18 protein-coding genes and 3 tRNA genes are annotated in these 23,211 nt (G+C 29.8%); 8 read left to right on the top strand and 13 right to left on the bottom strand.

Annotation, left to right across the window (positions count from 1 at the left end; all coding sequences use genetic code 11):
* Window positions 1-30 precede the first annotated feature (30 nt).
* The 3 genes from gap to BWR22_RS07820 all read right to left on the bottom strand — a co-directional run bounded on the left by gap (window position 31) and on the right by BWR22_RS07820 (window position 6,655).
* Complete coding sequence (gene gap, locus BWR22_RS07830) at window positions 31-1,032, bottom strand: type I glyceraldehyde-3-phosphate dehydrogenase (RefSeq protein WP_076733132.1); 1,002 nt, start codon at window positions 1,030-1,032, stop codon at window positions 31-33.
* A 16-nt stretch (window positions 1,033-1,048) separates the two neighbouring features.
* A complete protein-coding gene (gene pfkA, locus BWR22_RS07825) occupies window positions 1,049-2,035 on the bottom strand; it encodes a 6-phosphofructokinase (protein ID WP_076733131.1) in 987 nt (328 codons plus the stop codon).
* Window positions 2,036-2,260: 225 nt separating this feature from the next.
* Window positions 2,261-6,655, bottom strand: coding sequence for a translocation/assembly module TamB domain-containing protein (locus BWR22_RS07820; protein ID WP_076733130.1), 4,395 nt, complete (start codon window positions 6,653-6,655; stop codon window positions 2,261-2,263).
* A 132-nt stretch (window positions 6,656-6,787) separates the two neighbouring features.
* On the opposite strand from BWR22_RS07820, the gene tsaD reads away from it, so the two are divergent.
* From tsaD to BWR22_RS07785, 7 genes are all read left to right on the top strand, one after another.
* Window positions 6,788-7,810 (top strand): tRNA (adenosine(37)-N6)-threonylcarbamoyltransferase complex transferase subunit TsaD, encoded by a 1,023-nt coding sequence (tsaD, locus tag BWR22_RS07815; RefSeq protein ID WP_076733129.1) that lies wholly within the window; start codon window positions 6,788-6,790, stop codon window positions 7,808-7,810.
* A gap of 111 nt (window positions 7,811-7,921) precedes the next feature.
* Window positions 7,922-8,557 carry a peptidylprolyl isomerase gene (locus BWR22_RS07810; RefSeq protein WP_076733128.1) on the top strand — a complete coding sequence of 212 codons (636 nt, stop codon included), beginning with the start codon at window positions 7,922-7,924 and terminating at the stop codon, window positions 8,555-8,557.
* On the top strand, window positions 8,557-9,276 hold the full coding sequence (locus tag BWR22_RS07805) for a 16S rRNA (uracil(1498)-N(3))-methyltransferase (RefSeq protein ID WP_076733127.1): 720 nt from the start codon (window positions 8,557-8,559) through the stop codon (window positions 9,274-9,276). The genes BWR22_RS07810 and BWR22_RS07805 overlap by 1 nt, the downstream gene beginning before the upstream one ends.
* 6 nt (window positions 9,277-9,282) lie before the next feature.
* Window positions 9,283-9,924, top strand: coding sequence for a DUF4159 domain-containing protein (locus BWR22_RS07800; RefSeq protein ID WP_076733126.1), 642 nt, complete (start codon window positions 9,283-9,285; stop codon window positions 9,922-9,924).
* A gap of 10 nt (window positions 9,925-9,934) precedes the next feature.
* Complete coding sequence (locus BWR22_RS07795) at window positions 9,935-10,435, top strand: TrmH family RNA methyltransferase (RefSeq protein ID WP_076734393.1); 501 nt, start codon at window positions 9,935-9,937, stop codon at window positions 10,433-10,435.
* A gap of 75 nt (window positions 10,436-10,510) precedes the next feature.
* The gene (locus tag BWR22_RS07790) at window positions 10,511-11,602 is read left to right on the top strand and encodes an AI-2E family transporter (protein WP_076733125.1); all 1,092 of its coding nucleotides are present in this window, start codon (window positions 10,511-10,513) and stop codon (window positions 11,600-11,602) included.
* 10 nt (window positions 11,603-11,612) lie between these two features.
* Window positions 11,613-12,794: a THUMP-like domain-containing protein gene (locus tag BWR22_RS07785; RefSeq protein WP_076733124.1), complete on the top strand. Its 1,182-nt coding sequence runs from the start codon at window positions 11,613-11,615 to the stop codon at window positions 12,792-12,794.
* 45 nt (window positions 12,795-12,839) lie between these two features.
* On the opposite strand, the gene BWR22_RS07780 is transcribed toward BWR22_RS07785, so the two are convergent.
* The 10 genes from BWR22_RS07780 to BWR22_RS07740 all read right to left on the bottom strand — a co-directional run bounded on the left by BWR22_RS07780 (window position 12,840) and on the right by BWR22_RS07740 (window position 21,893).
* Window positions 12,840-13,256 carry a hypothetical protein gene (locus BWR22_RS07780; protein ID WP_076733123.1) on the bottom strand — a complete coding sequence of 139 codons (417 nt, stop codon included), beginning with the start codon at window positions 13,254-13,256 and terminating at the stop codon, window positions 12,840-12,842.
* Between the two features lie 150 nt (window positions 13,257-13,406).
* A complete protein-coding gene (gene pdeM / locus BWR22_RS07775; RefSeq protein WP_076733122.1) occupies window positions 13,407-14,057 on the bottom strand; it encodes a ligase-associated DNA damage response endonuclease PdeM in 651 nt (216 codons plus the stop codon).
* 1 nt (window position 14,058) lies between these two features.
* Window positions 14,059-16,512, bottom strand: coding sequence for a ligase-associated DNA damage response DEXH box helicase (locus BWR22_RS07770; protein ID WP_076733121.1), 2,454 nt, complete (start codon window positions 16,510-16,512; stop codon window positions 14,059-14,061).
* 3 nt (window positions 16,513-16,515) lie between these two features.
* Window positions 16,516-18,105, bottom strand: a complete 1,590-nt coding sequence (locus BWR22_RS07765; RefSeq protein WP_076733120.1) for an ATP-dependent DNA ligase — start codon at window positions 18,103-18,105, stop codon at window positions 16,516-16,518.
* Window positions 18,102-19,127, bottom strand: a complete 1,026-nt coding sequence (locus BWR22_RS07760) for a ligase-associated DNA damage response exonuclease (protein ID WP_076733119.1) — start codon at window positions 19,125-19,127, stop codon at window positions 18,102-18,104. The genes BWR22_RS07765 and BWR22_RS07760 overlap by 4 nt, the downstream gene beginning before the upstream one ends.
* Before the next feature lie 121 nt (window positions 19,128-19,248).
* A complete protein-coding gene (locus tag BWR22_RS14410; RefSeq protein ID WP_198033370.1) occupies window positions 19,249-19,410 on the bottom strand; it encodes a hypothetical protein in 162 nt (53 codons plus the stop codon).
* Window positions 19,411-19,478: 68 nt separating this feature from the next.
* Window positions 19,479-19,552, bottom strand: a tRNA-Arg gene (locus BWR22_RS07755).
* Window positions 19,553-19,569: 17 nt separating this feature from the next.
* Window positions 19,570-19,644: transfer RNA gene (locus BWR22_RS07750), tRNA-Pro, on the bottom strand.
* Window positions 19,645-19,665: 21 nt separating this feature from the next.
* Window positions 19,666-19,754, bottom strand: a tRNA-Ser gene (locus BWR22_RS07745).
* Between the two features lie 93 nt (window positions 19,755-19,847).
* Window positions 19,848-21,893 carry an HD family phosphohydrolase gene (locus BWR22_RS07740; RefSeq protein ID WP_076733118.1) on the bottom strand — a complete coding sequence of 682 codons (2,046 nt, stop codon included), beginning with the start codon at window positions 21,891-21,893 and terminating at the stop codon, window positions 19,848-19,850.
* Window positions 21,894-22,029: 136 nt separating this feature from the next.
* On the opposite strand from BWR22_RS07740, the gene BWR22_RS07735 reads away from it, so the two are divergent.
* The gene (locus BWR22_RS07735; protein ID WP_076733117.1) at window positions 22,030-23,208 is read left to right on the top strand and encodes an acetyl-CoA C-acyltransferase; all 1,179 of its coding nucleotides are present in this window, start codon (window positions 22,030-22,032) and stop codon (window positions 23,206-23,208) included.
* The last annotated feature ends 3 nt before the right edge of the window (window positions 23,209-23,211 follow it).

Genomic DNA, 23,211 nt, shown 5'->3' with positions numbered 1-23,211 from the left:
TACGCTTAAATATCATTAAACAAAATATGCTTATAAATTGTTTATTTTTTCAGCTAAATCTACTAACTTATTTGAGTAACCAAATTCATTATCGTACCAAGATACTAACTTAAAAAATGTTGGGTTTAACTCGATAGCAGAGTCTGCATCAAAAACACTTGTTTTTGTTTCACTTACAAAATCTTGAGATACTACTGCATCTTCTGTATAACCTAAAACACCTTCCATAGAGCCATTTGCAGCTTTTTTCATAGCAGCTTTAATCTCTTCTAAAGATGTTTCTTTTTTAGTTTTTACTGTTAAATCTACAACAGAAACATCTACAGTTGGTACTCTAAATGCCATACCTGTTAATTTTCCATCTAATTCTGGAATTACTTTACCTACAGCTTTTGCTGCACCTGTAGAAGTAGGAATAATATTATTTAATGCACTACGACCTAATCTGTAATTTTTACGTGACGGTGCATCTACTGTAAATTGTGTAGAAGTTGCCGCGTGAATAGTTGTCATTAAAGCTTCTTCTATACCAAAGTTATCTTCAATAACTTTAGCTAAAGGTGCTAAACAGTTTGTTGTACATGATGCATTTGATACTATTGTATGGTCTGCTGTTAGTTTACTATCATTTACTCCCATTACAAACATTGGAGCATCTTTACTTGGTGCAGAAATTACTACTTTTTTTGCACCACCTTGAATATGGTAATCTGCAGTTTCCATAGTTGTAAAAATACCTGTACATTCTGCAACTACGTCTGCTCCTGCTTCATCCCATTTTAAATTTTTAGGATCTCTTTCTGCTGTAACTCTAATTGTTTTTCCATCTACTATTAGGTTACCATCTTTAACTTCTATTGTTCCATCAAATCTTCCATGAACAGAATCATACTCTAATAAGTATGCTAAATGCTCTACATCTAAAAGGTCGTTTATAGCAACAACATCTACGTTATCACGCTTTACAGTCGCTCTAAACACTATACGACCAATTCTACCAAATCCGTTAATTCCTAATTTTAATTTTGACATAATTCTACTTTCTATATTATGTGGTCATGATATCTGACACACGAATTAATTCTTTATTTATTTTTGATTTTCCTTTTACTGCTTTTTCTAAAGGTGTTAATACTATTTTGTCGCTTAACAAGCCAACCATGTAATTAGATTGACCTTCCATTAAGCTCTCTACAGCTTTTACTCCCATTCTACTAGCTAAAACACGATCGAAACATGATGGAGAACCACCACGTTGCATGTGACCTAAAACAGATACACGTACTTCGTAATCTTTCATATTCTCATCTACATAATCTTTTAGCTCAAATACGTTTTTACCTATTTTATCACCTTCGGCAACAACAACAATACTAGACGATTTTCCAGATTTTTTACTTCTTCTTAAAGATTCTACTAATCGATCTAAGCCTAAATCTTCTTCAGGAATTAAAATTTCTTCTGCTCCTGCTCCAATTCCAACGTTTAATGCTATATGCCCAACATCACGTCCCATAACTTCAACAAAAAAAAGTCTATTATGAGAACTTGCCGTATCGCGTATTTTATCTATACATTCTACTACTGTATTTAATGCTGTATCGTAACCTAATGTATGTGAAGTTCCAAAAATATCGTTATCTATTGTACCAGGAATTCCCATTACTGGAAAACCATATTCTTGGTTAAATATTAAAGCTCCTGTAAATGTTCCATCTCCACCGATGGTAACTAAACCATCGATTCCTTTTGCTATTAAAGCATTATATGCTTTTTCTCTTCCTTCTTTAGTTCTAAACTCACTAGAACGAGCAGATTTTAATACAGTTCCACCTTTATTTATTAGGCCTTTTACATTTCTTGCAGTTAACTCTTTAAAGTCTCCCTCAATCATGCCTTCGTAACCTCGATAAATTCCAACGCATTCTATATTATGAAACGCACATGTTCTAGCAACAGATCTAATTGCTGCATTCATTCCTGGAGCATCTCCTCCAGAGGTCATTACTCCAATTTTTTTAATTGTTTTAGACATTTAATTTACTTAGTTTGAAGCTAAACTAATTAAAGTAAATCAATATAATACTATGGTTTTGTTAAAAATTTGTAGGCATACTTTTACTATAACGTTTTAGTTAGTAAAATTGTTGAAAAAAGGTTAAAAAGTTGATTACACAACACTTAAAAAGGTTCTAGGAATCTGTTTTTGAAACATAATTATTAGTAAAATATCCTAATAATTTTAAAAGAATATTGAATATTATTGCTTCTTTTTTATACCTATTCCTTCTGGTAATGGATTGTCTTTTTCTGTAGGTTCTGTTTTTTCTTCGGGAGTAGCTTCTGTAGATTCTGTTTCTTGTTTATTAAAGATTTTTCTAAGCAATTCTCCAAATGTATCGAAATCTACAGAGTAAGCAATACCAAGTCCTTGCGTATAACCAATTTCTTCTCCAAAATTTCTAATACTGTTTTCTCTATTAAATACAGTGGCTGTTAATGTTCCTTCTTCATTTAATAAAAAATCTACTTGAACATCACCAGCAATTACAGAGTCTGAAGCTCCACCAACTGGTACTCCTACTTTTCCGTTAATTAATACTCGGTCTGTAATTTTGGTTTGAAGCGTAAAACCAACACGATCGTCTGTATTGTAATCTGGACGATTTTGGCCTGCTTCATAATTTAATCCTATTTTAATTTTATTGTCGGAATCTGTGAATATTCCATTTATTAAACCATTAATTCTTTCTGCAATTGTTCCAGATAAATTTATGTCTTGTAATTGCCTATTAAAACTACCTGTAGTTATTAAGTATAGTGCTTGATTATCTATATCTGCTTTAGAATCTAATCTATAATTTAACTCAGACTTTATTGTAGAACTAGCGTTTGGAAATTCGAATTTAAATTCTGGCTCTGGTCTTTCTAATTTTCCTGTTAAATTAATTTCTAATTCTACAGGTATGGTTCTATTAATAGGATTATCTAATAAAGGTGATGGATTTGTTCTTGTTTTATATATGGCTTGTATATTTATTTCTGCATCTAATGGATTTCCATTCCAAGCTATTGTACTTTCGTATGGATTTACACTAAATTCTTTTTGTACAATTCCTCCATAAAGGAAATTATATATACCTTCATAAACTACAAAATCTCCAAACATTTCAAATTTATCGTTGGTATTAATATTAAATAGTAAACTTCCGTTACCTCGACCTCTTATTGTACTTCCAGATTCTTTATCCATTACAATTTCTATTAAGGCATCTTGGGTAACATTTAGATCGAAAAAGAGTTCTAAACCAGAAATATTTTTTGTTTCTATTTCTATACCTTCGGATTTGGCACGTTTTTCTTCAGGAGTTAAAAAATGAATAAAGGAGTTATCTCCAAACGATTCTACATCACTTAAAGGTATGTAAAATTCTGTTCCTTTCATTGTTTCTGCTTCGGCAGTAATATTCAAAGATTCTGTAGGCCCAAATATTTCGGCACTTCCTGAAATAAAGCCTGTACCATAATATAGGGATTCTTCTTGCTCTTTGGTATCTAAAACTAAAAGTCTATTTGTGTTTAGGCCTAAATCTAATCGCCAATTTCCAAAGTTTACATGGCTTATTTTACCATCTAAAATTCCTTGTGTGCCATATTTAACATCGGTAATTTTAATGGTATTGAAATTAAAATTTTGATTATCTAATGTTACAGAAGACTTTTTATCAAAATCGAAATCTACATTAAGATATGGTATTTTTAGTCCTCCATTATCAATTTTTAAATCGCCATTAAAATTTGGTTTTTTTAAATCTCCAATTACAGCTATATTTCCTGTTACATCTCCTCTAATGTTACTTAAAACAGGTTCTAAAAGAGGTGATAAAATGTTTATATTAAAGTCGTTAAATCGTAAGTCTACATCAATAGCTGCATTATCACTAGAAACATCTATATCTCCAATAGCTTCGAAAGCATTTTTTGTGTCGTTTTTTATTTTAGCCTTTACGGAATAGTTTGTAAGAGATTGATTTCCTTTAATATTAGCATCAAACGATCCAAAGTATGTTTTATTAATCTCTAAATCGTCTATTGTTATTGAAGAGTTTGGAAGGTAACTTCCATTTTTTTGAAGTAAATCTAATTTTCCGTTTACATTTCCTGCTAAAGATAAACTATCTATTCTAGGTGTAATTTTTGCTAAATCTACATCTTTAAAATTAAGTTTTAAATCTTTATAAGTAGAGTCTCTAATTACTCCTGCTAGTTTTATTTCTTCATTTTTATGGCTTAAAATTAATTGCTCTACATTAAAGTCTCTAAAGCCATTAGCAATTTCAATTTTATTATACTTATCTGATGCTTCGTTAAGCCTCCATAAGTTATTTTTAAACTTAACATCACTTCTTTTAAAGCCTATAACAGAATTATTATTTTCGTTTACTGTATGATAAAAACTAAGATTGTACTCATCTGTATTTGTATTACCTCCTTTAAACTCACTTCGCATGTATAAAGTGTCGTTTAAAGTTACGTTAATTAAGTTAAATTTAGATATGTTATAGAAGTTTGTATTTAAACTATCTATTTCTACAAACGTATTAAATAAAGGGTTTTTATTATCTACTTGCACCTCTATTTCACTTGCAAAATAATCTAACCATTCTATTTTAGGTGACTTAAAAGTTAATTTAAATTCTTTTTCGTCTGTTTCTACTCTACCTCTTATATAAGTGTTTTTTCCTAAAACTATTTCTGGATAAAATACCTCGACAATTTTATTATAAATTTTAAAATTAAAATCTATATACTGGTCGGTTTCAATAATATTAGGTGACTGGTTTGTGTAAACATTTTTTATAGAGTTTTCAAACAAATCTGGAATGTCTTTAAATAAAAACTCTCCCTTCATTGTGCCCTCAATAATATCTGGAGAATTTACATTAATAATATGTTTTTCTCCTTCAAATGATGATGTTATTGCAAAATCTTCAAAGTAATAATCTTCGGTTTCATTTTTATAACTTGTTTTATTAAAAGATATATTTCCAACTGCATCGTCTAAAGTTGTGCCTTTCATTTTCATTTGCACATTACCTTTAAAAAGCGATAAAGAATCTCTAGTGTAAAAATTAAGTTTATTTAAATTAGCATATTCAACATTTGCAGAAAAATCGAAAGTATTTATTTCTGTAGATAAGTCTGCTAACCCATTAAATTCTAATTTTAAATTAGTATCGTCTGCAACAAGTTTACCGTTAAATACACTTTGCTTATATTCTCCATTTACAATTATATTTTTATAGCTATAATTGTTATAATTTATAGTGTAAACATCTCCTTTAACACCTGTTCTTAAATTTTCTTTTTTAAAACCAAAACCATCGACATCGAGATTTGAAGATATTTCTCCAAGTTTTGGATCTTCTAAAAAATCACCAATATTAAATTGGTCGAATATTATATTTCCTTTATAAGTAGCATGGTCTATACTATTTACATCTGATATACTTAAATTAGATTTTATAAAACCTAGCTCTGTATTAATATTTAAATCGGCAAGAATTTTTGTTGGTGTTATATCTGTTGTTCCTTGAATAATAAAATCACCTAATTTATCGAATATTGAAGGAATTGAGGCTCCTAAAACATTTGGTAATAAACGTTTTAAATCTTTATAATTAGATGTTAAATTAGAAAACTCTCCAGCCATAGCAAAATTATTTTCTTCACTATTTAAAAGATTTTTAAAATTTATATCGCCATAAATTTTAGTTCTAGTACTTGAGCTTAATTTTAAATTATTTAATGTTAAATCGTTTAATGTGCCCGAAACATTTGTACTAAATCGCGCACGCTGGTTAACACCAAACTCATTATAAAAAACATTTAATTCATCTAAAGCAATGTTAGCGTCGCTAAAATTAGCATCTACATTTACTTTATTTTCAAAATCTTTAAAATCTTCTCTATTATAATTAAAAGTTAGATTTCCTTTAAGTGTAGAATTTTTGGTTTTAATATCTAAATTATTAAAAACCATATTTTTAAGCGTATATTCAAAATTGGTAGACATGTTTTGTACTATTAGTCCACGACTGTCTATAAAAGATAATGTGTTTATACGCGCACTTACATCGCTACCATTAATTAGAAAATTTGTTGCATTAATATCTAACTTATTAAACTCAAGAATTTCTGGTGTCTCTTTATTTTTATCAATAAACTTAAATAAACCGTTGTATATTGAAACATCGCTTGAAGACAGTAAAAATGTACTTTTTTCTGGTCTAGGATTATCACTATCAAATCTAGCTACAAAAACATCCAAATTAGTGTCTGTTTCACCTTTATAGGTTACGATATTAAAGATTAAATCTTCCATATCTATATCCCCAAAATTTAAAGTACCATTAATTATATTGCTAAAACTTAAAATAGATGTATTTAATTCTGCAGCGCTAATTAATGTATCCTTTTTATAATCACGTATTAAAATTTCTTTTAGCTCTACATCGCCATTAAATTGAAGACCAACCTTACCAACGTTAATATTAGTTTTATAATCTTCATTTAAACGTTTAGTTAAATAACCACCAAGTTTGGTTTGAACAGCTGGAATAGATAGCACCAACACCAAAATGATGAAAAGCAATAACAGTATTGCTATTAATTTACCTACTATTTTTAAAAAATTCTTAATACCTAATTTAAGTTTAAAAAGCTACCTTTGTTTTTCTATTAAATACAATTCAAAATTAACAATTATAATGCCGAATATTTACTAATGTCCTCACAAAATATTTACATCCTTAGTATTGAGTCTTCTTGCGATGATACATCGGCAGCTATACTGTGTAACGACAAGGTTTTAAGTAATGTTGTTGCAACTCAAAAAATTCATGAAGAATATGGTGGAGTTGTACCAGAATTAGCGTCAAGAGCTCACCAACAAAATATTGTACCTGTAGTACACCAAGCTTTAAAAAAAGCTAATGTTACTAAAGACCAATTACATGCCGTTGCTTTTACTCTTGGACCAGGTTTAATGGGTTCTCTTTTGGTAGGTACTAGTTTTGCAAAATCTTTAGCTTATGGTTTAAACATCCCGCTAATAGATGTAAACCACATGCAAGCACATATTTTAGCTCATTTTATAACAGAAGATGGTTATAAAAAACCAGAGTTTCCGTTTTTAGCTATGACTATTTCTGGAGGACATACACAAATTGTAAAAGTTACTAGCTACTTTAACATGGAAGTTATAGGTGAAACTATTGATGACGCTGTTGGTGAAGCATATGATAAAAGCGGAAAAATACTTGGCTTAGGCTATCCTGCAGGTCCAGAAATAGATAAACGTGCGCAATTAGGAAACCCAAAAGCCTTTAAATTTACAAAACCAAAAGTTGAAGGATTAAATTTTAGCTTTTCGGGATTTAAGACTGCTGTACTATATTTTATTCAGCGTGAAGTAAAAGAAAATCCAAATTTTATTGCCGAAAACTTAAACGATATCTGTGCTTCTATACAATACACCATAATTGGTATTTTAATGGATAAATTAAAATTAGCAGCAAAACAAACTGGTATAAAACACATTGCTATTGGTGGTGGTGTCTCAGCAAACTCTGGTATTAGAAAAGCACTAAAAGATGGTGAACAAAAATTTGGATGGACTACTTATATACCTAAATTTGAATACACTACAGATAATGCCGGCATGATAGGCATTGTAGGTTATTTAAAATATTTAGAAAGTGATTTTGCAAAACAAGATGTTATGGCTTCCTCAAGACTAAAAATATAATATTGAAAAAAGAGATTCTTTGTTAAAATCTTGTTGATAACCATATCAACTATTGCAATAGATACCTTATTTTTTTGTTTTTTTGTAAACTAAAATAAACCTACAATAAAAATGAATAAATTTTTCTTTTTCCTATTTTTTACTTTATCACTTTCAATATTTGCGCAAACCAATGTTAAAAAAGACCTTAAAAACATTGAGACTTTAGAGCAAGCAGAAGATTATATTGGTGAGAAAAAATCAAGAAAGAAAAAATTAATGGTTTTTAATACCGAAAAACATCATAGTAAACTAGCTAAAGAGCTTTTAGAAATGCCTGCAGGATTTACTAAAACCGAAAGAACGCAGTTTAACAAAACACATTATAAAGTAGTTAAAAAAGAAAACGAACCGCATTACAGAATAAGTTATATTTATTTTGATGGTAATAAAATGCCGGTAGACGAAATATATAATTTACGCAAAACCATAATGACAAAATATGCTAAAGGTGTAGATTTTGGTGATTTAGCTAAAAAATATTCTATGGCAGATAATGCTAGAAAAGGTGGAGATTCTGGTTGGGTAAAAGATGGACAATTGCCAATTGAAATAGAAGAAGAAGCTAATAACTTAGCACACCAAGTTGATGATATTTTTGATGTTGGTATTACAGATGATAACGGTTTTTATATTATTAAAAAAACACATAGACTACAACTAATTAAAGAAGTTTATGTACTTAAAGTACAAGAAGAAATAGATTAATGCAATTATTTTATAATCCTGAAATTACAGAAACTACTACCCAATTTTCTTTCTCTAAAGAAGAAAGCAAACATATTATTAAAGTTTTACGTAAAAAAACAGGAGATACTATGCATATTACTAACGGTAGTGGCTGGCTATTTTCTGCCGAAATTATAAGTGATAACATAAAAAATTGTGTCGCTCAAATTAAAACAAAACAATTTCAAGAAAGAAAAAAATATAATTTACACCTAGCTGTTGCACCTACAAAAATGAATGATCGTTACGAGTGGTTTTTAGAAAAGGCAACAGAAATTGGTATTCAAGAAATTACACCTATTATTTGCGACCATAGCGAACGTAAAATTATTAAACCAGAGCGTTTTCATAAAATTTTACAATCTGCCATGAAACAATCTTTAAGCAGTTACCTTCCAAAATTAAACGAGGCTATAGCTTTTAAAGATTTTATTAAACAAGATTTTAAAGCTCAAGACCATTTATTTATTGCACATTGTGAAGACTCGAATAAAAAATCTTTAAAACAAGAGCTTAAAGCTAATAAAAACACAACTATATTAATTGGTCCAGAAGGCGACTTCTCTACTAAAGAAATAGAAAACGCCATACATAATAAATTTATTCCTGTAACTTTGGGAGAAACACGCTTGAGAACAGAAACTGCAGCAATAGTAGCATGTCACTCCGTTGCATTTTTAAATGAATCTATTAATTAATATTTAATGAAATTACTTTTATCTCTTTTCTTTTCTCTTTATTCTTTTGCTATATTCTCGCAAGATATTGCCATTTTAAAATATAAAGGTGGAGGCGATTGGTACTCTAACCCAACAGCATTACCTAATTTAATTAAGTTTTGTAATAAGAATATAAATACTAAAATAAACGAAAAACCAGAAACCGTAGAAGTTGGCAGCATAGATATTTTTCAATTTCCTTTACTACACATGACGGGTCATGGCAATGTTTTTTTTAATGAAGAAGAAGCCGAAAATTTACGTAATTATTTAATTTCTGGAGGTTTTTTACATATTGATGATAATTATGGTATGAAACAATATGTAACTAAAGAGCTAAAAAAAGTATTTCCAAATCAAGAATTAAAAGAACTACCAGCAAACCATGACATTTTTAAAACTAGTTATAAGTTTCCAAAAGGCTTACCAAAAATTCATGAACATGATGGTAAAAGACCACAAGCATTAGGGTTATTTTACGAAAATAGATTAGTGCTTTTATTAACTATTGAAAGCGATTTAGGAGATGGATGGGAAGATAAAGAAGTGCATAACGACCCTGAAGATGTAAGATTAAAAGCTTTGCAAATGGGAGCAAACATTGTTAAATACGTTTTCGAAAATTAAAATTCTAACATTGCAACTTACTCACTACACTACAAATTTTAATAAAAAAATTTTTCCAATTACTTTAATTTGTGAAAATGTTTCTAACGCTCCAAATATTGGTAGCTTGTTTCGTATAGCAGATGCTTTTGGTGTTGAAAAAATAATGTTTTGTGGCAATAACATTCCTTTGGGAAGGAAAATGACTAAAACATCTCGCGCTACAGAAAAAGTAGTACAATATGAAATTATCGAAAATATTTCAGAAGTAGTTACAAATTTAAAAACGCTAAACTATCAATGTATTGCTTTAGAAATAACTAAAAACAGTTTACCAATTCATACATTTCAATTTTCATCAAAAAAACCAATAGCTTTAATAATTGGAGATGAAAACTTTGGCGTTTCGGAAAACATACTTAATAAATGTGAGCATACATTGCATATTAATATGTTTGGTCAAAACAGTAGCATGAATGTAGTTCAAGCTACCAATATTGCGCTTTATGAAATAACAAAACAGTTACAATAAATTAATTTTAGTAATTTCCCTTAAAATTAAATAACAGCAAATACATATTTATAAACCAATGCCTATATTTACCTTATGAATTCTAAAGCAATTTCAAATGGCATTTTAAGAGCTGTTGCAATACTTGTAGGTATAGCAGTGCTTCTATGGTTTCTATATAAAATTCAATCTGTAATTGCGTATATTACAATTGCTGGTGTAGTATCTCTTATTGGCAGGCCTGTTAAACGTTTTTTTATGGCAAAACTAAAGTTTGGAGATACACTTGCTGTAGTAGTAACTATGCTATTATTTATTTTAATTTTATCTGGACTTATAGGCATGTTTATACCTTTAGCTATAGAACAAGGTCAAAATTTATCGCTTTTAGATATTGAACAATTACAAATTAACATAGAAAATTTATATAAAGAATTTATAAGCCATTTTGGATTAAGCAATGCTAGTGTAGAAGAATCGATTGAAGATTCTAAGCTTATAGCCAATTTAAATTTTGGGTTTATACCAGATTTTTTAAATGCTATAATTTTAGGCTTAAGTAGCTTTAGTATTGGTTTGTTTTCTGTATTATTTATTTCGTTTTTCTTTTTAAAAGATAGTACTCTTTTTGGCAAAAGTGTAATGTCTTTATTTCCAAAAGCGCATGACGATAGAATAAAAAGATCTTTATTTACTATTAGAGACCTATTATCAAGATATTTTGGAGGATTATTAATCCAACTATTAATATTATTTGTAATTTATTCTTCAGTATTAATTGTTTTCGGAATTAAAAACGCAATAATAATTGCTTCTCTTTGTGCGCTTTTAAATGTTATTCCATACGTAGGACCAATTATTAGTGCAGTATTAATTATACTATTAACAATGTCAAGTAATTTGGGAGAAAGCTTTAGTGATGTAATTTTACCTAAAACTATTTATGTTATGATTGGTTTTATAATAGCTCAACTGGTAGACAACTTTTTCAGTCAGCCATTTATTTTTTCTAAAAGTGTTAAATCTCATCCTTTAGAAATCTTTATAGTTATTGTTATTGCTGGTTTACTTTTTGGTATAACAGGCTTAATATTAGCTGTGCCATTATATACCGCGATAAAGGTTATTGCAAAAGAGTTTTTATCAGAATACAGAATTGTTAAAAGATTAACCAAAGGATTAGAATAAAACAATACTTTTGATTTCCAGCATTTTAACCAAAGAAGTACAAAACTATATCACTAATAATATTAATTCTAATATTTCTAAATTAATATTAAAAGGTACTAGTTTTCCAAATGTTGAAACTTCACAATTAATTGAACAAATTGAAGCAAAAAAACGCTCTCAAAAAAAACTACCAACCTGGTTTTCTACTCAAAATATTTATTATCCTAATAAATTAAATATAGAGCAAACCTCGTCTGAAACGACTGCAAAATATAAAGCAAATCTAGTTTCTGGTGATAATTTAATAGATTTAACTGGTGGTTTTGGTGTTGACTGTTATTACTTTGCTAAGCAAATAAAACAAGTTTTACATTGCGAAATTAATACAAATCTATCTAAAATAGTTACGCACAATTACAAACAATTAAATAGCTTAAATATTAATTGTTATCCTAAAAATGGTTTAGATATTTTAAATGAAGAGCAAAAAAACTATAGTTGGATTTATGTAGATCCTTCCAGACGAGACAATGTTAAAGGGAAAGTGTTTTTACTAAAAGACTGCCTGCCAAATATTCCTGAACATTTAGATTTATTATTTAAAAAATCTAAAAATATAATGATTAAAACCTCTCCATTATTAGATATTACATCTGGGATTAAAGAATTGTCTAATGTTAAACAAATACATTGTGTAGCTGTAAATAATGAAGTAAAAGAATTGCTTTGGATTTTAGATCGTGATTTTATTGGAGAAATAGAAATTAAGACTATTAATTTTACAAAACATAATAATCAAGAATTTAATTTTTATTTGTCTGAAGAATCAAGCAACAATAGTACTTTAAGTAAACCGCTCTCCTATTTATACGAGCCAAATTCGGCCATATTAAAAGCAGGAGCTTTTGAAACTTTAGCCTCAAAATTAAATTTAAAAAAACTCCACAAACATTCTCACTTATATACTTCTAATCAATTAATAGATTTTCCAGGTAGGTCTTTTAAAATTGAAAATATTGAAATTTATAATAAAAAAACAATTAAGAAGAAATATAAAAATGAAAAAGTAAATATTACAACTAGAAATTTTCCAATTTCAGTAGAAAATTTAAGAAAAACTTTCTCTCTAAAAGATGGAGGAAATACATATTTATTTTTTACTACAGATAATGAAAACAATAAAATTATAATAGACACAAAAAAAGCCTAAAACAATTCTATTTTAGGCTTTTATATATTTTATTTTTAAAATCAATTATAAGGTAGTTGATGATAATGTATTATCAGATTGTACTACAAGTTCAAAACTTTCGCAATTCTGCATAGCCAATTGTGTTTTAATATCAGACACTCCTGAAGTATTACTATCAATAGAAAAAAGCACGCTTCCACTTGAAAAAGAAGTCCAATTAGTAGAAGTTCCTGGTGCTACATCTATAAACTGAGCAACTTGTCCAGAATCTTCACTAATAATAGAAAATGTAAATGAAACAGAACCATTGTTTACAAAACGAGCTTCTGGTTGTTCGCCCGAACAATTAAAACTTGTTAAGTTTTCTGGTTGATTAACAAGAGATTGTTCACTATCAATAGGTTCAACAGAGCAACAAAAAGATGTAAATAATAATAAAACTAATGTAGCTTTTTTTAATAACGATGTAAAAGTTTTCATAAATAGGTTTTTAAATTTGGGACTGCGAAAGTAGTATGTATTCGCTAATAAATATTTAACAGAATAACGAAACACACACGAAATCGATTAAAAGTAAATTTAACCGTTAAAAAGCATATTTAATCGCTGTAATGTAATTTAAGAAATTGATTATATAGTAAAAATAGCTGCATCTGTAAATGCATAATTAATACAATTCTCTGGACAATTACTAGTATTTAAACCAGTAAAAAGACTAAAAGCAGGTAAAATTAATTGATTATTGGTTACTTGAAAACATGGCAATTTTATTTTTTGTTTTGCCTTACCTTTAATTAAAACACCTGGATGTGTATGACCTGAAACAGTAAAATAGTTTTCATCTATTTTTATATTATCATGCACAAAGCATAAGTTATCTTCTATTTTATTAGGCCTATATATTTTAATATTTAAGTCCATATATAAATCTGCAGAAAGCCTATCGTGATTACCAATAATCAATTCAAAATTTATATTTTTAAATTCTAAAATCCATATTTTAAATGTCTCGATATCGCTATTAAATTCTGCATGAAATAAATCGCCAACTACTATAACCGTTTTAGGATTGAAATAAATTATTAATTGCTTTAACCTATTTAAATCTTTTTTTAAAACATTATCTGGTATCGGAATACCATGTTTTCTAAAGTGTGCAGATTTTCCTATATGCAAATCTGAAAGCACTAACGTTTCCTTACGTTTCCAATAAAAAACACGCTGATTTGTAAGTGTTAATTCTTCTTCTTTACAAAAAATATTTTTGGTAATTATTTGCAATTTAATCGAGTTTAAATACTTGCTCTTGAATACGTGCAATTCGCTTTCCAATGTCTTCATTACTTATAGTACTGCGTAGTCTATCTACCTTTATTGGAAAGCTCAAAGGTGTAAAAGATTTTGCTCTTTTAATAATAATTTCACTTTTTTCTATACGTTTAAAAGCAGCTTGCATACGTACTTCTTCTAATTGCTGATTAAAAACTTCGGTATATGCCTGGCGTAATAATAAATTACTTGGTTCATTTTCATCTAACACCCTAAAAATTAAACCGGACGACGATTGCAAACTTTTATTATTTTTTCTTGAGCCTGGTTGAGATTGTACAACTAAACCTGCAACAACAGCAATGTCTCTAAATTTTCTAGACGCCATTTCTGCTGCATTTATACTAGCAGTAACATCTTCAATTAAATTGTCTCGTGATAAAATGGATTTTACATTACTTTCATCTAACGGTATTGGCTGGTCGCTTAATAATTCAAAACCGTAATCATTCATTGCAATGGTAAACGTTAGTGGTTTAATTTTTCCTAATCTATAAGCTATTAAAGCTGCAATAACTTCATGTACTAAACGTCCTTCAAAAGGATACATAAATAAATGAAAACCATCTTTAGTTTCTAATAATTCTATTAAAAATTCATTTGCCTTTGGGATATGAGATGTCTTGGCTTGCCTCGCTAATAAAGGATGTAAAAATTTTAATTCCTTTTCTCTTGTTCCTGGCTGCAATGCATCATTTAATTTTAATCTTAAAAAGTGACTTAAGTAAGACGTTAAAGGCAACCTGCCTCCCATCCAACTTGGTGTAATAGCTTTTTTTGCTTTGCTTCGTTTAACCAAAACACTCATGTCCTTTACCATAATTAATTCTAGTACACGACCTCCCAAAATAAAACTCATACCTGGCTTTAATTTGGTAATAAAATATTCTTCAACCATGCCAATATAGCCGCCAGACATAAATTTAACCATTAACATAGCATCACTCACTATTACTCCAATATTCATTCTATGTAACATAGAAATTCGTCGGCTTTTTACTTTATATAAGTCATCATCATCTAAAACAACTTTATGGAATTCCTCATAAGCATTTAATGTATTACCACCTTGAGTTATAAAGTTAATAGCCCAATTAAAATCTTCTTCTGTTATATAATGAAATGCATGAACTTGCTTAAGCATTTTAAAAGTATTTTCTGCTTTAAAACCTTCGCCTACTGCCAATGTAACTAAAAACTGAACCATTACATCGTATGTTAAAACCATAGGTTCTCGAGACTCAATAGCATTAGTTTTAACTGCCTCTTTTATTGCTGAAGCTTCTAATAGCTGAATGGAGTTTGTGGGCACAAAGTATATTTTAGAACGCTCGTAAGGAGAATGTCCGCTTCGACCTGCACGTTGCATAAATCGAGCAATACCTTTTGGTGAACCTATTTGTATTACACAATCTACAGGTTTAAAATCGACTCCTAAATCTAGAGAACTTGTACATACAACTGCTTTTAAATTTCCTAAACTTATATTCTCTTCTATCCAGTTTCTAGAAACTTTATCTATTGATCCATGATGAATAGCAATTTGTCCAGCCAAATCTGGATCATGGTCTAAAATAATTTGATACCATAATTCACTTTGGTTTCTAGTATTAGTAAAAATTAACGTGGTTTCATTTTCATAAATAATAGGTACAATTTTAGAAGCCATCGTTTTTCCTAAGTGTCCAGCCCAAGGCAATACTTCTACTTCATCTGGCAGAACAGAAACAATATCTATTTTCTTTTTTTCTTTTGCACGAATTGTTGTGGTTTTAATTTTTTTATATGGAATTAAAACCTCTTTTGCCTGTTCTAAATTTCCAATAGTTGCTGTAATTCCCCAAATACGTAATTTTGGTGATAATGCTAAAATTCTAGCAATTAGCAATTCGGTTAAAACACCTCTTTTACTTCCTAATAATTCGTGCCACTCATCTACAGCTACACATTTTACATTTTTAAACCAGCGAGAATTATTTTTTTGAGAAAACAAAAGATGCATGGTTTCTGGAGTGGTAAGTAACACATCTGGCATTAAACGTTCTTGTCTGCGCCTATCTTTTTGTGGTGTGTCTCCATTTCTAACTTCAACTGTCCAATCTAAACCTATAGAATCTACAGCTTCGTTCATGGCTTTAGCTAAATCTTTAGCCAAAGAGCGTAATGGACTGACCCAAATTAATTTTAATCCTTTTTTATATTGTTTAGGATTATTCATATAATCAATAACAACTGCCAAAAACACAGAAAAAGTTTTGCCAAATCCTGTAGGAGCTACCACCATACCAGAATATCCATTGTGATAACGTTGCCATGTTTTAAATTGAAAACTAAAAGGCTCGTGACCATCTTTAGCCATCCAGTTTTCTATAATTTTATAACCCTCACTGTTTTTAAATCCACTCATACTTTATTGTGCTTCAATTAATGCAGTTACAGATTCTATAGTATCTATTTCACTTACTGGTTTATCTTTTCTCCAACGTTTTATTCTTGGAAAACGCAATGCTACTCCAGATTTGTGCCGTTTACTATAAGCAATACCTTCAAAAGCAATTTCGAAAACAAGTTCTGCTTTAACTGTACGTACCGGTCCAAATTTTTCAATAGCATTTTTGTTTACCCAACGAGAAATTTCTGTGATTTCAACATCGGTTAAACCGGAATATGCTTTAGCAACTGTAACTAAACCGTCTCCTTTTTTAACAGCAAAAGTATAATCGGTATACTTACTGCTGCGTCTCCCACTTCCTTTTTGAGCATAAATCATTACCGCATCTATAGTTAAAGGATCTACTTTCCATTTCCACCAATCGCCTTTTTTACGTCCAACATGATATCCTGATTTTTTTTGCTTTAGCATTAATCCTTCAGAATTAATACTTCTTGCATTCTCTCTTAAATCAATAAGAGATTCCCATTTTTTAAATTGAATAACTTCTGATAGTTTTAATTGTTCAGAAACAAAAGGTTTAGCTAGCAACTGCTCCAAAGTACGCCTTCTTTCCTCCAAAGGTTTTTCTCTGTAATCTTCTCCATTCCATTCCAGTAAATCATAAACATAAAAACCTACAGGAATCTCTTCCAACATTTTTTTTGTAATATTTTTACGATTTAATCTTTTTTGCAAGTCGTTAAAAAGCAATACCGCACTATCTTTTAAGGCTAATATTTCACCATCTATAACAAAGTCATTTTCAAGCTTTGATATATTTTCTACAATTTCTGGAAATTGCTCAGTAACAAGTTCTTCACCACGAGACCAAATATAAATTTCGTTGTTACGCTTTACTATTTGTCCACGAATACCATCCCATTTATACTCCACCTGCCATTCTTCGGGTTGTCCTAACTCTGGTAATTCTTTTTCTAAAGCATAGGCTAGACAGAATGGATACGGTTTTGAATTATCGTAATTAATATGGCTACCATGAATTAAATCTTCAAAAGAAATTTTATTTATATCCCAATTACCAATTATGCTGTGCATAAGTTGGTTTGCATCTATACCAGATAATTTAGATAATGCATTTACCAATGTTTTTTTTGAAACTCCAATTCTAAAACTACCACCAATTAACTTATTAAAAATTAATCGTTCTTGCATCTCTAAACCAGCCCAAGCATTAAAGACATATTCTTTTTTTTCTTCTTCAGATTTTGGTTTTAATGCAATAAGTTCACGCATCCAAACATGTAACGGTTTATCAATTTTATGCGTTGGGTCTGGTAATATTAAAGCAATTGTTTCTCCTAAATCGCCAACAGTGCTATAACTTTCAAGAAATAACCATTCTGGTAACTTTGTGATTTCGAATGCCCATTGTTTCATTAAATTTGATTTTACAGGTCTTGGCGGACGTTTTCCAGTAAAAATTGAAATGAGCCAAAGCTTGTCTTTCTCTGGTGCTACTTTAAAATAGTTTACTAGTGCATCAATTTTTGCATTGGTTTTATTTGTAATTTCTATAGCACTTATTAATTCTGAAAAGTTCTTCATACGTTGGCTGTGGAATTATCTTTTTTTTCTTCGGAAGCTAATTGTTCGTCGCCATAATCGGTAATTAATTCTTCTGCAGCAATGCCAATTTCATTTAAGTATTTTGAAAATGTAGCTTGAGAACCATGTGTAACATACACTTTTTCTGCTTCTGAAGCTTTAACTGCAGACAATAATCCATTCCAATCTGCATGATCGCTTACTGCAAAACCTGCATCTACAGCTTTCCAACGCCTATTTCCGCGAATTTGCATCCAACCAGAACAAATAGCAACTGCTGCATTTGGAACACGCTTTAAAAGTCTTGAACCTAATAAACCAGGTGGCATGATAATAATTTTATTCTGAATATCTTTTTTATCAAAATCTTGTTTTAATAATGTTGTTTCCGGTAAGGCAATACCAGAGCTACTAATGGCATTGTTTAAATTATTAATTGCAGTGTGCACATATACTTTATCTATACCATCGATTAAAGACATAATACGTTGTGCTTTACCTAAAGAATAGCCTAAAAAGACACTAGTTTTATTATTAGCTTGATTTTGAAGCACCCAATTTTGAAGCTGTTCTTGCAATTGTAATTCGGTTTTCCAATTATAAATAGGAAGTCCGAAAGTGCTTTCTGTAATAAACGTATGACATTTAACAGATTCGAAAGGATTTGTTATAAAATCGGGCTGCGTTTTATAATCGCCTGTAAACACAACTACTTCTCCTTTGTACTCCAAACGTATTTGTACAGAACCAATAACGTGACCTGCTGGATAAAAACTTACACTTACATTATTAATAATACGTGTTTGGTTATATCCCATACTTTCTATACTTATATCTACACCTAAACGGTGTTGTAATATAGCTTTTGAGTCGTCATGACAAAAATAATGCTTATTACCAGAGCGTGAATGGTCTGCATGACCGTGAGATATAATAGCATGGTCTACCGGCAACCAAGGATCTAAATAAAACTTTCCGGGAATGCAGTAAATACCTTTTTTAGTAAATTTAATAAATTTCAATAGCTAAATTTTAGAACTATAATTTACAACTATTGCAAGGGTTTTGAAATGAGATTAACTAATATTTAACCGTTTTTGTATTTAAAAGCATAACATATTCTATTATTAAGGTAATAGGACACTATTCTTCTTCATTAGCGCTTTTTTTAGCACGTTCAATAATATCTCTAAGTTTTTGTTTTCTAGAAAGCTTTTCTTTACGAAGTTTATTTTTTTTCTTGCTCATTAACTTAGAATGCTTTGCTTTATTTTTTGTGTTCTTTGCACTTCCTGTTTTAGGCATAATAAGTTTTTATTTTAAGAAAGGTTATAAAACAAGAAATCCTTTCCAAATTAATGAAAAGGATTCTGTGAGCCCTAAAGGATTCGAACCTTTGACCGCCTCCTTAGAAGGGAGGTGCTCTATCCAGCTGAGCTAAGAGCCCTTAGCATTTAAAAATAGTCGGGGTGGCAGGATTCGAACCTGCGGCCTCCACGTCCCAAACGTGGCGCGATAACCGGGCTACGCTACACCCCGAAAATGATTATCTATTAATTGCGGAGAGACAGGGATTCGAACCCTGGGTACCTATTTCTAGGTACGACGATTTAGCAAACCGCTCCTTTCGGCCACTCAGGCACCTCTCCAATTATTTTTTATGAACGTTGCAATAAATTGCGGATGCAAATGTAATATAACATCTAATATAACGCAACATTTTTGTTTAATTTTTTAAAAAATTATTCTGGATATTCTATTCTTAAATGGTAAATATTTGCAAGCTTGCGTTTTAGCACTTTTTTTATTGCCTGAATTTCTTTAAAAGTTATGTTAGCATTTAGAAATTGTCCATCGTCCATTTGCTTATTTAGGATATTTTCTACAAAATCGTTGATTTTTGTAGATGTTGGCTCTTTTAAACTTTTTGAAGCCGCTTCTACACTATCACACATCATTAGTATTGCTGTTTCTTTACTAAATGGTTTTGGGCCAGGATATGAAAAATCTGCAATATCAACATTTTCGTCTTTTGCTTTTTCTTTCATATAAAAATAATATACACTGCTATCTCCATGATGTGTTCTTATAAAATCGATTACACGATCTGGTAAATTATTTTTCTTTGCTATTTCAATACCTTTAATAACATGATCAATAATTACTGTTGCACTTTCTTTAGGTGAAAGCTCATCGTGAGGATTAAGACCTGAAGATTGATTTTCTGTGAAATAGGTTGGATTTTTCATTTTACCTATATCATGATACAATGCTCCTACTCTAATTAGCATTGCATTTGCTCCAATTTCGTTAGCAGCAGCTTCTGCTAAATTAGCGACATTTAAAGAATGATGAAATGTGCCAGGAGCCTCATTAGATAATTTTTTTAAAAGCTTTGAGTTAGTATCTGATAATTCTAATAATGAAACATCTGAAACTAAACCGAAAAATTTTTCATAAATATAAATTAGTGGTTGTACAAATAAAGTTGCTAAACCGCATAGTACAAATAAACCAAAGGTATCCCATTTTAAAGTTTCCATACTTCCTTCATGAATAAGGAAAAATGCAAAATAGGCGATAATATATACAAGAGTTATTTGACCAACAGATATAAATAAATTTGCGCGCTTGTAAAGTTCTGAAACGGTTAAAATGGTTACTATTCCTGCTAATATTTGTAAAAACATATACTCATAACTATTAGGCACAATAAACCCTAAAAGAAGTACTGTTATAACATGTGTAAATAAGCCTAAACGAGCATCAAAAAATGCTTTTAAAACTAGAGGAAGTATTGCAAGAGGTACAATATAAATGTATTTTGAATCGTAGTTTACAATTAAGGTTGTTAACAACACCATCAAAAATATATTAAAAAATATAAAAGTAACTTTTGTGTTATTATTAAATACTTCTAACCTATATTTTCTTAAAAATAATAACAACATTAATAAAGCTAACGCGACTAATAAAGTATAAGCAAATAATATTAAATTGTAATTTGACTCGTTCCAAACTTGCGACTCGTATTCTGATTCTAAAGAACTTAATATTAAAAACTTATTACCTTCTACTATTTCTCCTTTAGAAATAATTAAGGTTTCTTTTTCTATACTTCCTCTTGTGTGAGATATTGAACTAAGGCGTTCTTGCAAAGCTGTGTCTGATAGCGCTTTATTATATGTTAAATTAGGCTCTATGATGTTAAAAAATAGAATAGATAAAGGTTTTGAATATTCTTCAAAATTATTTTTCTTTATTTCTTCGTCTATTTTAGGCTTAACTTGAGATTGTCTATAAATATTTGAAAAATCGGTTTTACCAACTTCTACTCTATCTTTTAAAATAGTTACAGTAGATTTGTTTGCTATTAATTCATCTTCATTTGTAACTCCATATTCGTAGAGTTTTTCTATTAAATCTTTTCCAAAATTTTTAATTTCATTTTTTGAAGTATAAATAGAATCCGGAAAAACTTTATCAAAACTTTTATAATATTTATTTAAAACATTACCCTTTATATCTGGATCAAGATTAAAATATTTTATTGTTGTAGTTTCAATTTGATTTTTTTCTTCTTCTAATTCTTTAGGTGTTTTTTGAATTGCAAAATCAAAAGGCGCATATAATGTTTCTGATTGCCAAGGTTTTCCTTTTTCAAAATCATACTTAAACTTTCCACTTTTTGGAAATAAATAAACAATTAAAAATGTAGTAACAATAAATAGAAGTACTTTATAAACTAAAGCGTGATTTTTATAAAATTTATTTACTAAGTCCTTCATTCTTAAAAATTGAGATTATTCTATAAATTCAAATGTAGTAAATTATGATTTCAATATTAGGGATAATGCAAATATCAGTCTTATTTTTACTAAATTTTGATTATTTTCGCAACACACAAATATTAAGACTCATAAAATGAATAAAGAAGTAGTTATTGTATCGGCAGCAAGAACACCTATTGGTAGTTTTTTAGGTGCCTTATCAACAATTCCGGCTCCAAAATTAGGAGCTATTGCAATTAAAGGCGCATTAGAAAAAATTAACTTAAAACCAGAATTGGTACAAGAAGTTTTAATGGGTAATGTTGTACAAGCAGGTACAGGTCAAGCTCCTGCTAGACAGGCTGCGATATTTGCTGGTATTCCAGATACTGTGCCATGTACTACAATTAATAAGGTTTGTGCTTCTGGAATGAAAACGGTTATGCAAGCTGCCCAAGCAATTGCTTTAGGAGATGCAGAAATTGTAGTTGCTGGCGGTATGGAAAATATGAGTTTAATTCCTCATTATTTTCATGCAAGAAGTGCTACTAAATTTGGTCCTGCTTCTTTAATAGATGGCATGCAAAAAGACGGATTAGTAGATGTATACGACCAAAACGCTATGGGTGTTTGTGCAGATGCTTGTGCTACAGAGTATAAGTTTTCTCGTGAAGACCAAGATGCATACGCAATACAGTCTTATAAGCGCTCTGCTGCTGCATGGGAAGCTGGTAAATTTAATAATGAAATTGTACCTGTTGCTGTACCACAAAGACGTGGAGACGATGTAATAGTAACAGAAGATGAAGAATATAAAAACGTAAGAATGGATAAAATTCCATCACTACGTCCTGCATTTACAAAAGATGGAACTGTTACAGCTGCCAATGCCTCTACTATAAACGATGGCGCTGGAGCTATGGTTTTAATGAGTAAAGAAAAAGCAAACGAATTAGGCTTAAAACCATTAGCAACAATAAAAGGATATGCAGATGCTGCACACGAACCAAAATGGTTTACAACTGCTCCTGCTAAAGCCTTACCAAAAGCTTTAAATAAAGCTGGTGTTAATATTAAAGATGTTGATTTTTTTGAATTTAACGAAGCTTTTTCTGTTGTTGGTTTAGCCAACATGAAAATTTTAGGCTTAAACGATAGCAATGTTAATGTTAATGGTGGTGCCGTTTCTTTAGGACACCCATTAGGTTGTTCAGGTGTAAGAATATTAATTACTTTATTAAATGTTTTAGAACAAAATAATGCTAAAATTGGAGCTGCTGCTATTTGTAATGGTGGTGGTGGTGCTTCTGCTTTAGTTATTGAAAGAAATTAAAAT

The sequence above is a fragment of the Lacinutrix venerupis genome (assembly GCF_001971745.1).
Classification (GTDB): Bacteria; Bacteroidota; Bacteroidia; order Flavobacteriales; family Flavobacteriaceae; genus Lacinutrix; species Lacinutrix venerupis.
The sequence above is the reverse complement of the archived record's forward strand: the minus strand, read 5'-3'. Positions and strand labels throughout refer to the sequence as shown.

What these genes read in the sequence shown, in the direction of transcription:
- BWR22_RS07765 (WP_076733120.1), bottom strand. Translation starts at nt 18,105, where the DNA reads ATGAAGAACTTTTCAGAATTAATAAGTGCTATAGAAATTACAAATAAA.
- BWR22_RS07780 (WP_076733123.1), bottom strand. Translation starts at nt 13,256, where the DNA reads ATGAAAACTTTTACATCGTTATTAAAAAAAGCTACATTAGTTTTATTA.
- BWR22_RS07800 (WP_076733126.1), top strand. Translation starts at nt 9,283, where the DNA reads ATGAAATTACTTTTATCTCTTTTCTTTTCTCTTTATTCTTTTGCTATA.
- pfkA (WP_076733131.1), bottom strand. Translation starts at nt 2,035, where the DNA reads ATGTCTAAAACAATTAAAAAAATTGGAGTAATGACCTCTGGAGGAGAT.
- BWR22_RS07805 (WP_076733127.1), top strand. Translation starts at nt 8,557, where the DNA reads ATGCAATTATTTTATAATCCTGAAATTACAGAAACTACTACCCAATTT.
- BWR22_RS14410 (WP_198033370.1), bottom strand. Translation starts at nt 19,410, where the DNA reads ATGCCTAAAACAGGAAGTGCAAAGAACACAAAAAATAAAGCAAAGCAT.
- BWR22_RS07790 (WP_076733125.1), top strand. Translation starts at nt 10,511, where the DNA reads ATGAATTCTAAAGCAATTTCAAATGGCATTTTAAGAGCTGTTGCAATA.
- gap (WP_076733132.1), bottom strand. Translation starts at nt 1,032, where the DNA reads ATGTCAAAATTAAAATTAGGAATTAACGGATTTGGTAGAATTGGTCGT.
- BWR22_RS07770 (WP_076733121.1), bottom strand. Translation starts at nt 16,512, where the DNA reads ATGAGTGGATTTAAAAACAGTGAGGGTTATAAAATTATAGAAAACTGG.
- BWR22_RS07810 (WP_076733128.1), top strand. Translation starts at nt 7,922, where the DNA reads ATGAATAAATTTTTCTTTTTCCTATTTTTTACTTTATCACTTTCAATA.
- BWR22_RS07735 (WP_076733117.1), top strand. Translation starts at nt 22,030, where the DNA reads ATGAATAAAGAAGTAGTTATTGTATCGGCAGCAAGAACACCTATTGGT.
- BWR22_RS07740 (WP_076733118.1), bottom strand. Translation starts at nt 21,893, where the DNA reads ATGAAGGACTTAGTAAATAAATTTTATAAAAATCACGCTTTAGTTTAT.
- tsaD (WP_076733129.1), top strand. Translation starts at nt 6,788, where the DNA reads ATGTCCTCACAAAATATTTACATCCTTAGTATTGAGTCTTCTTGCGAT.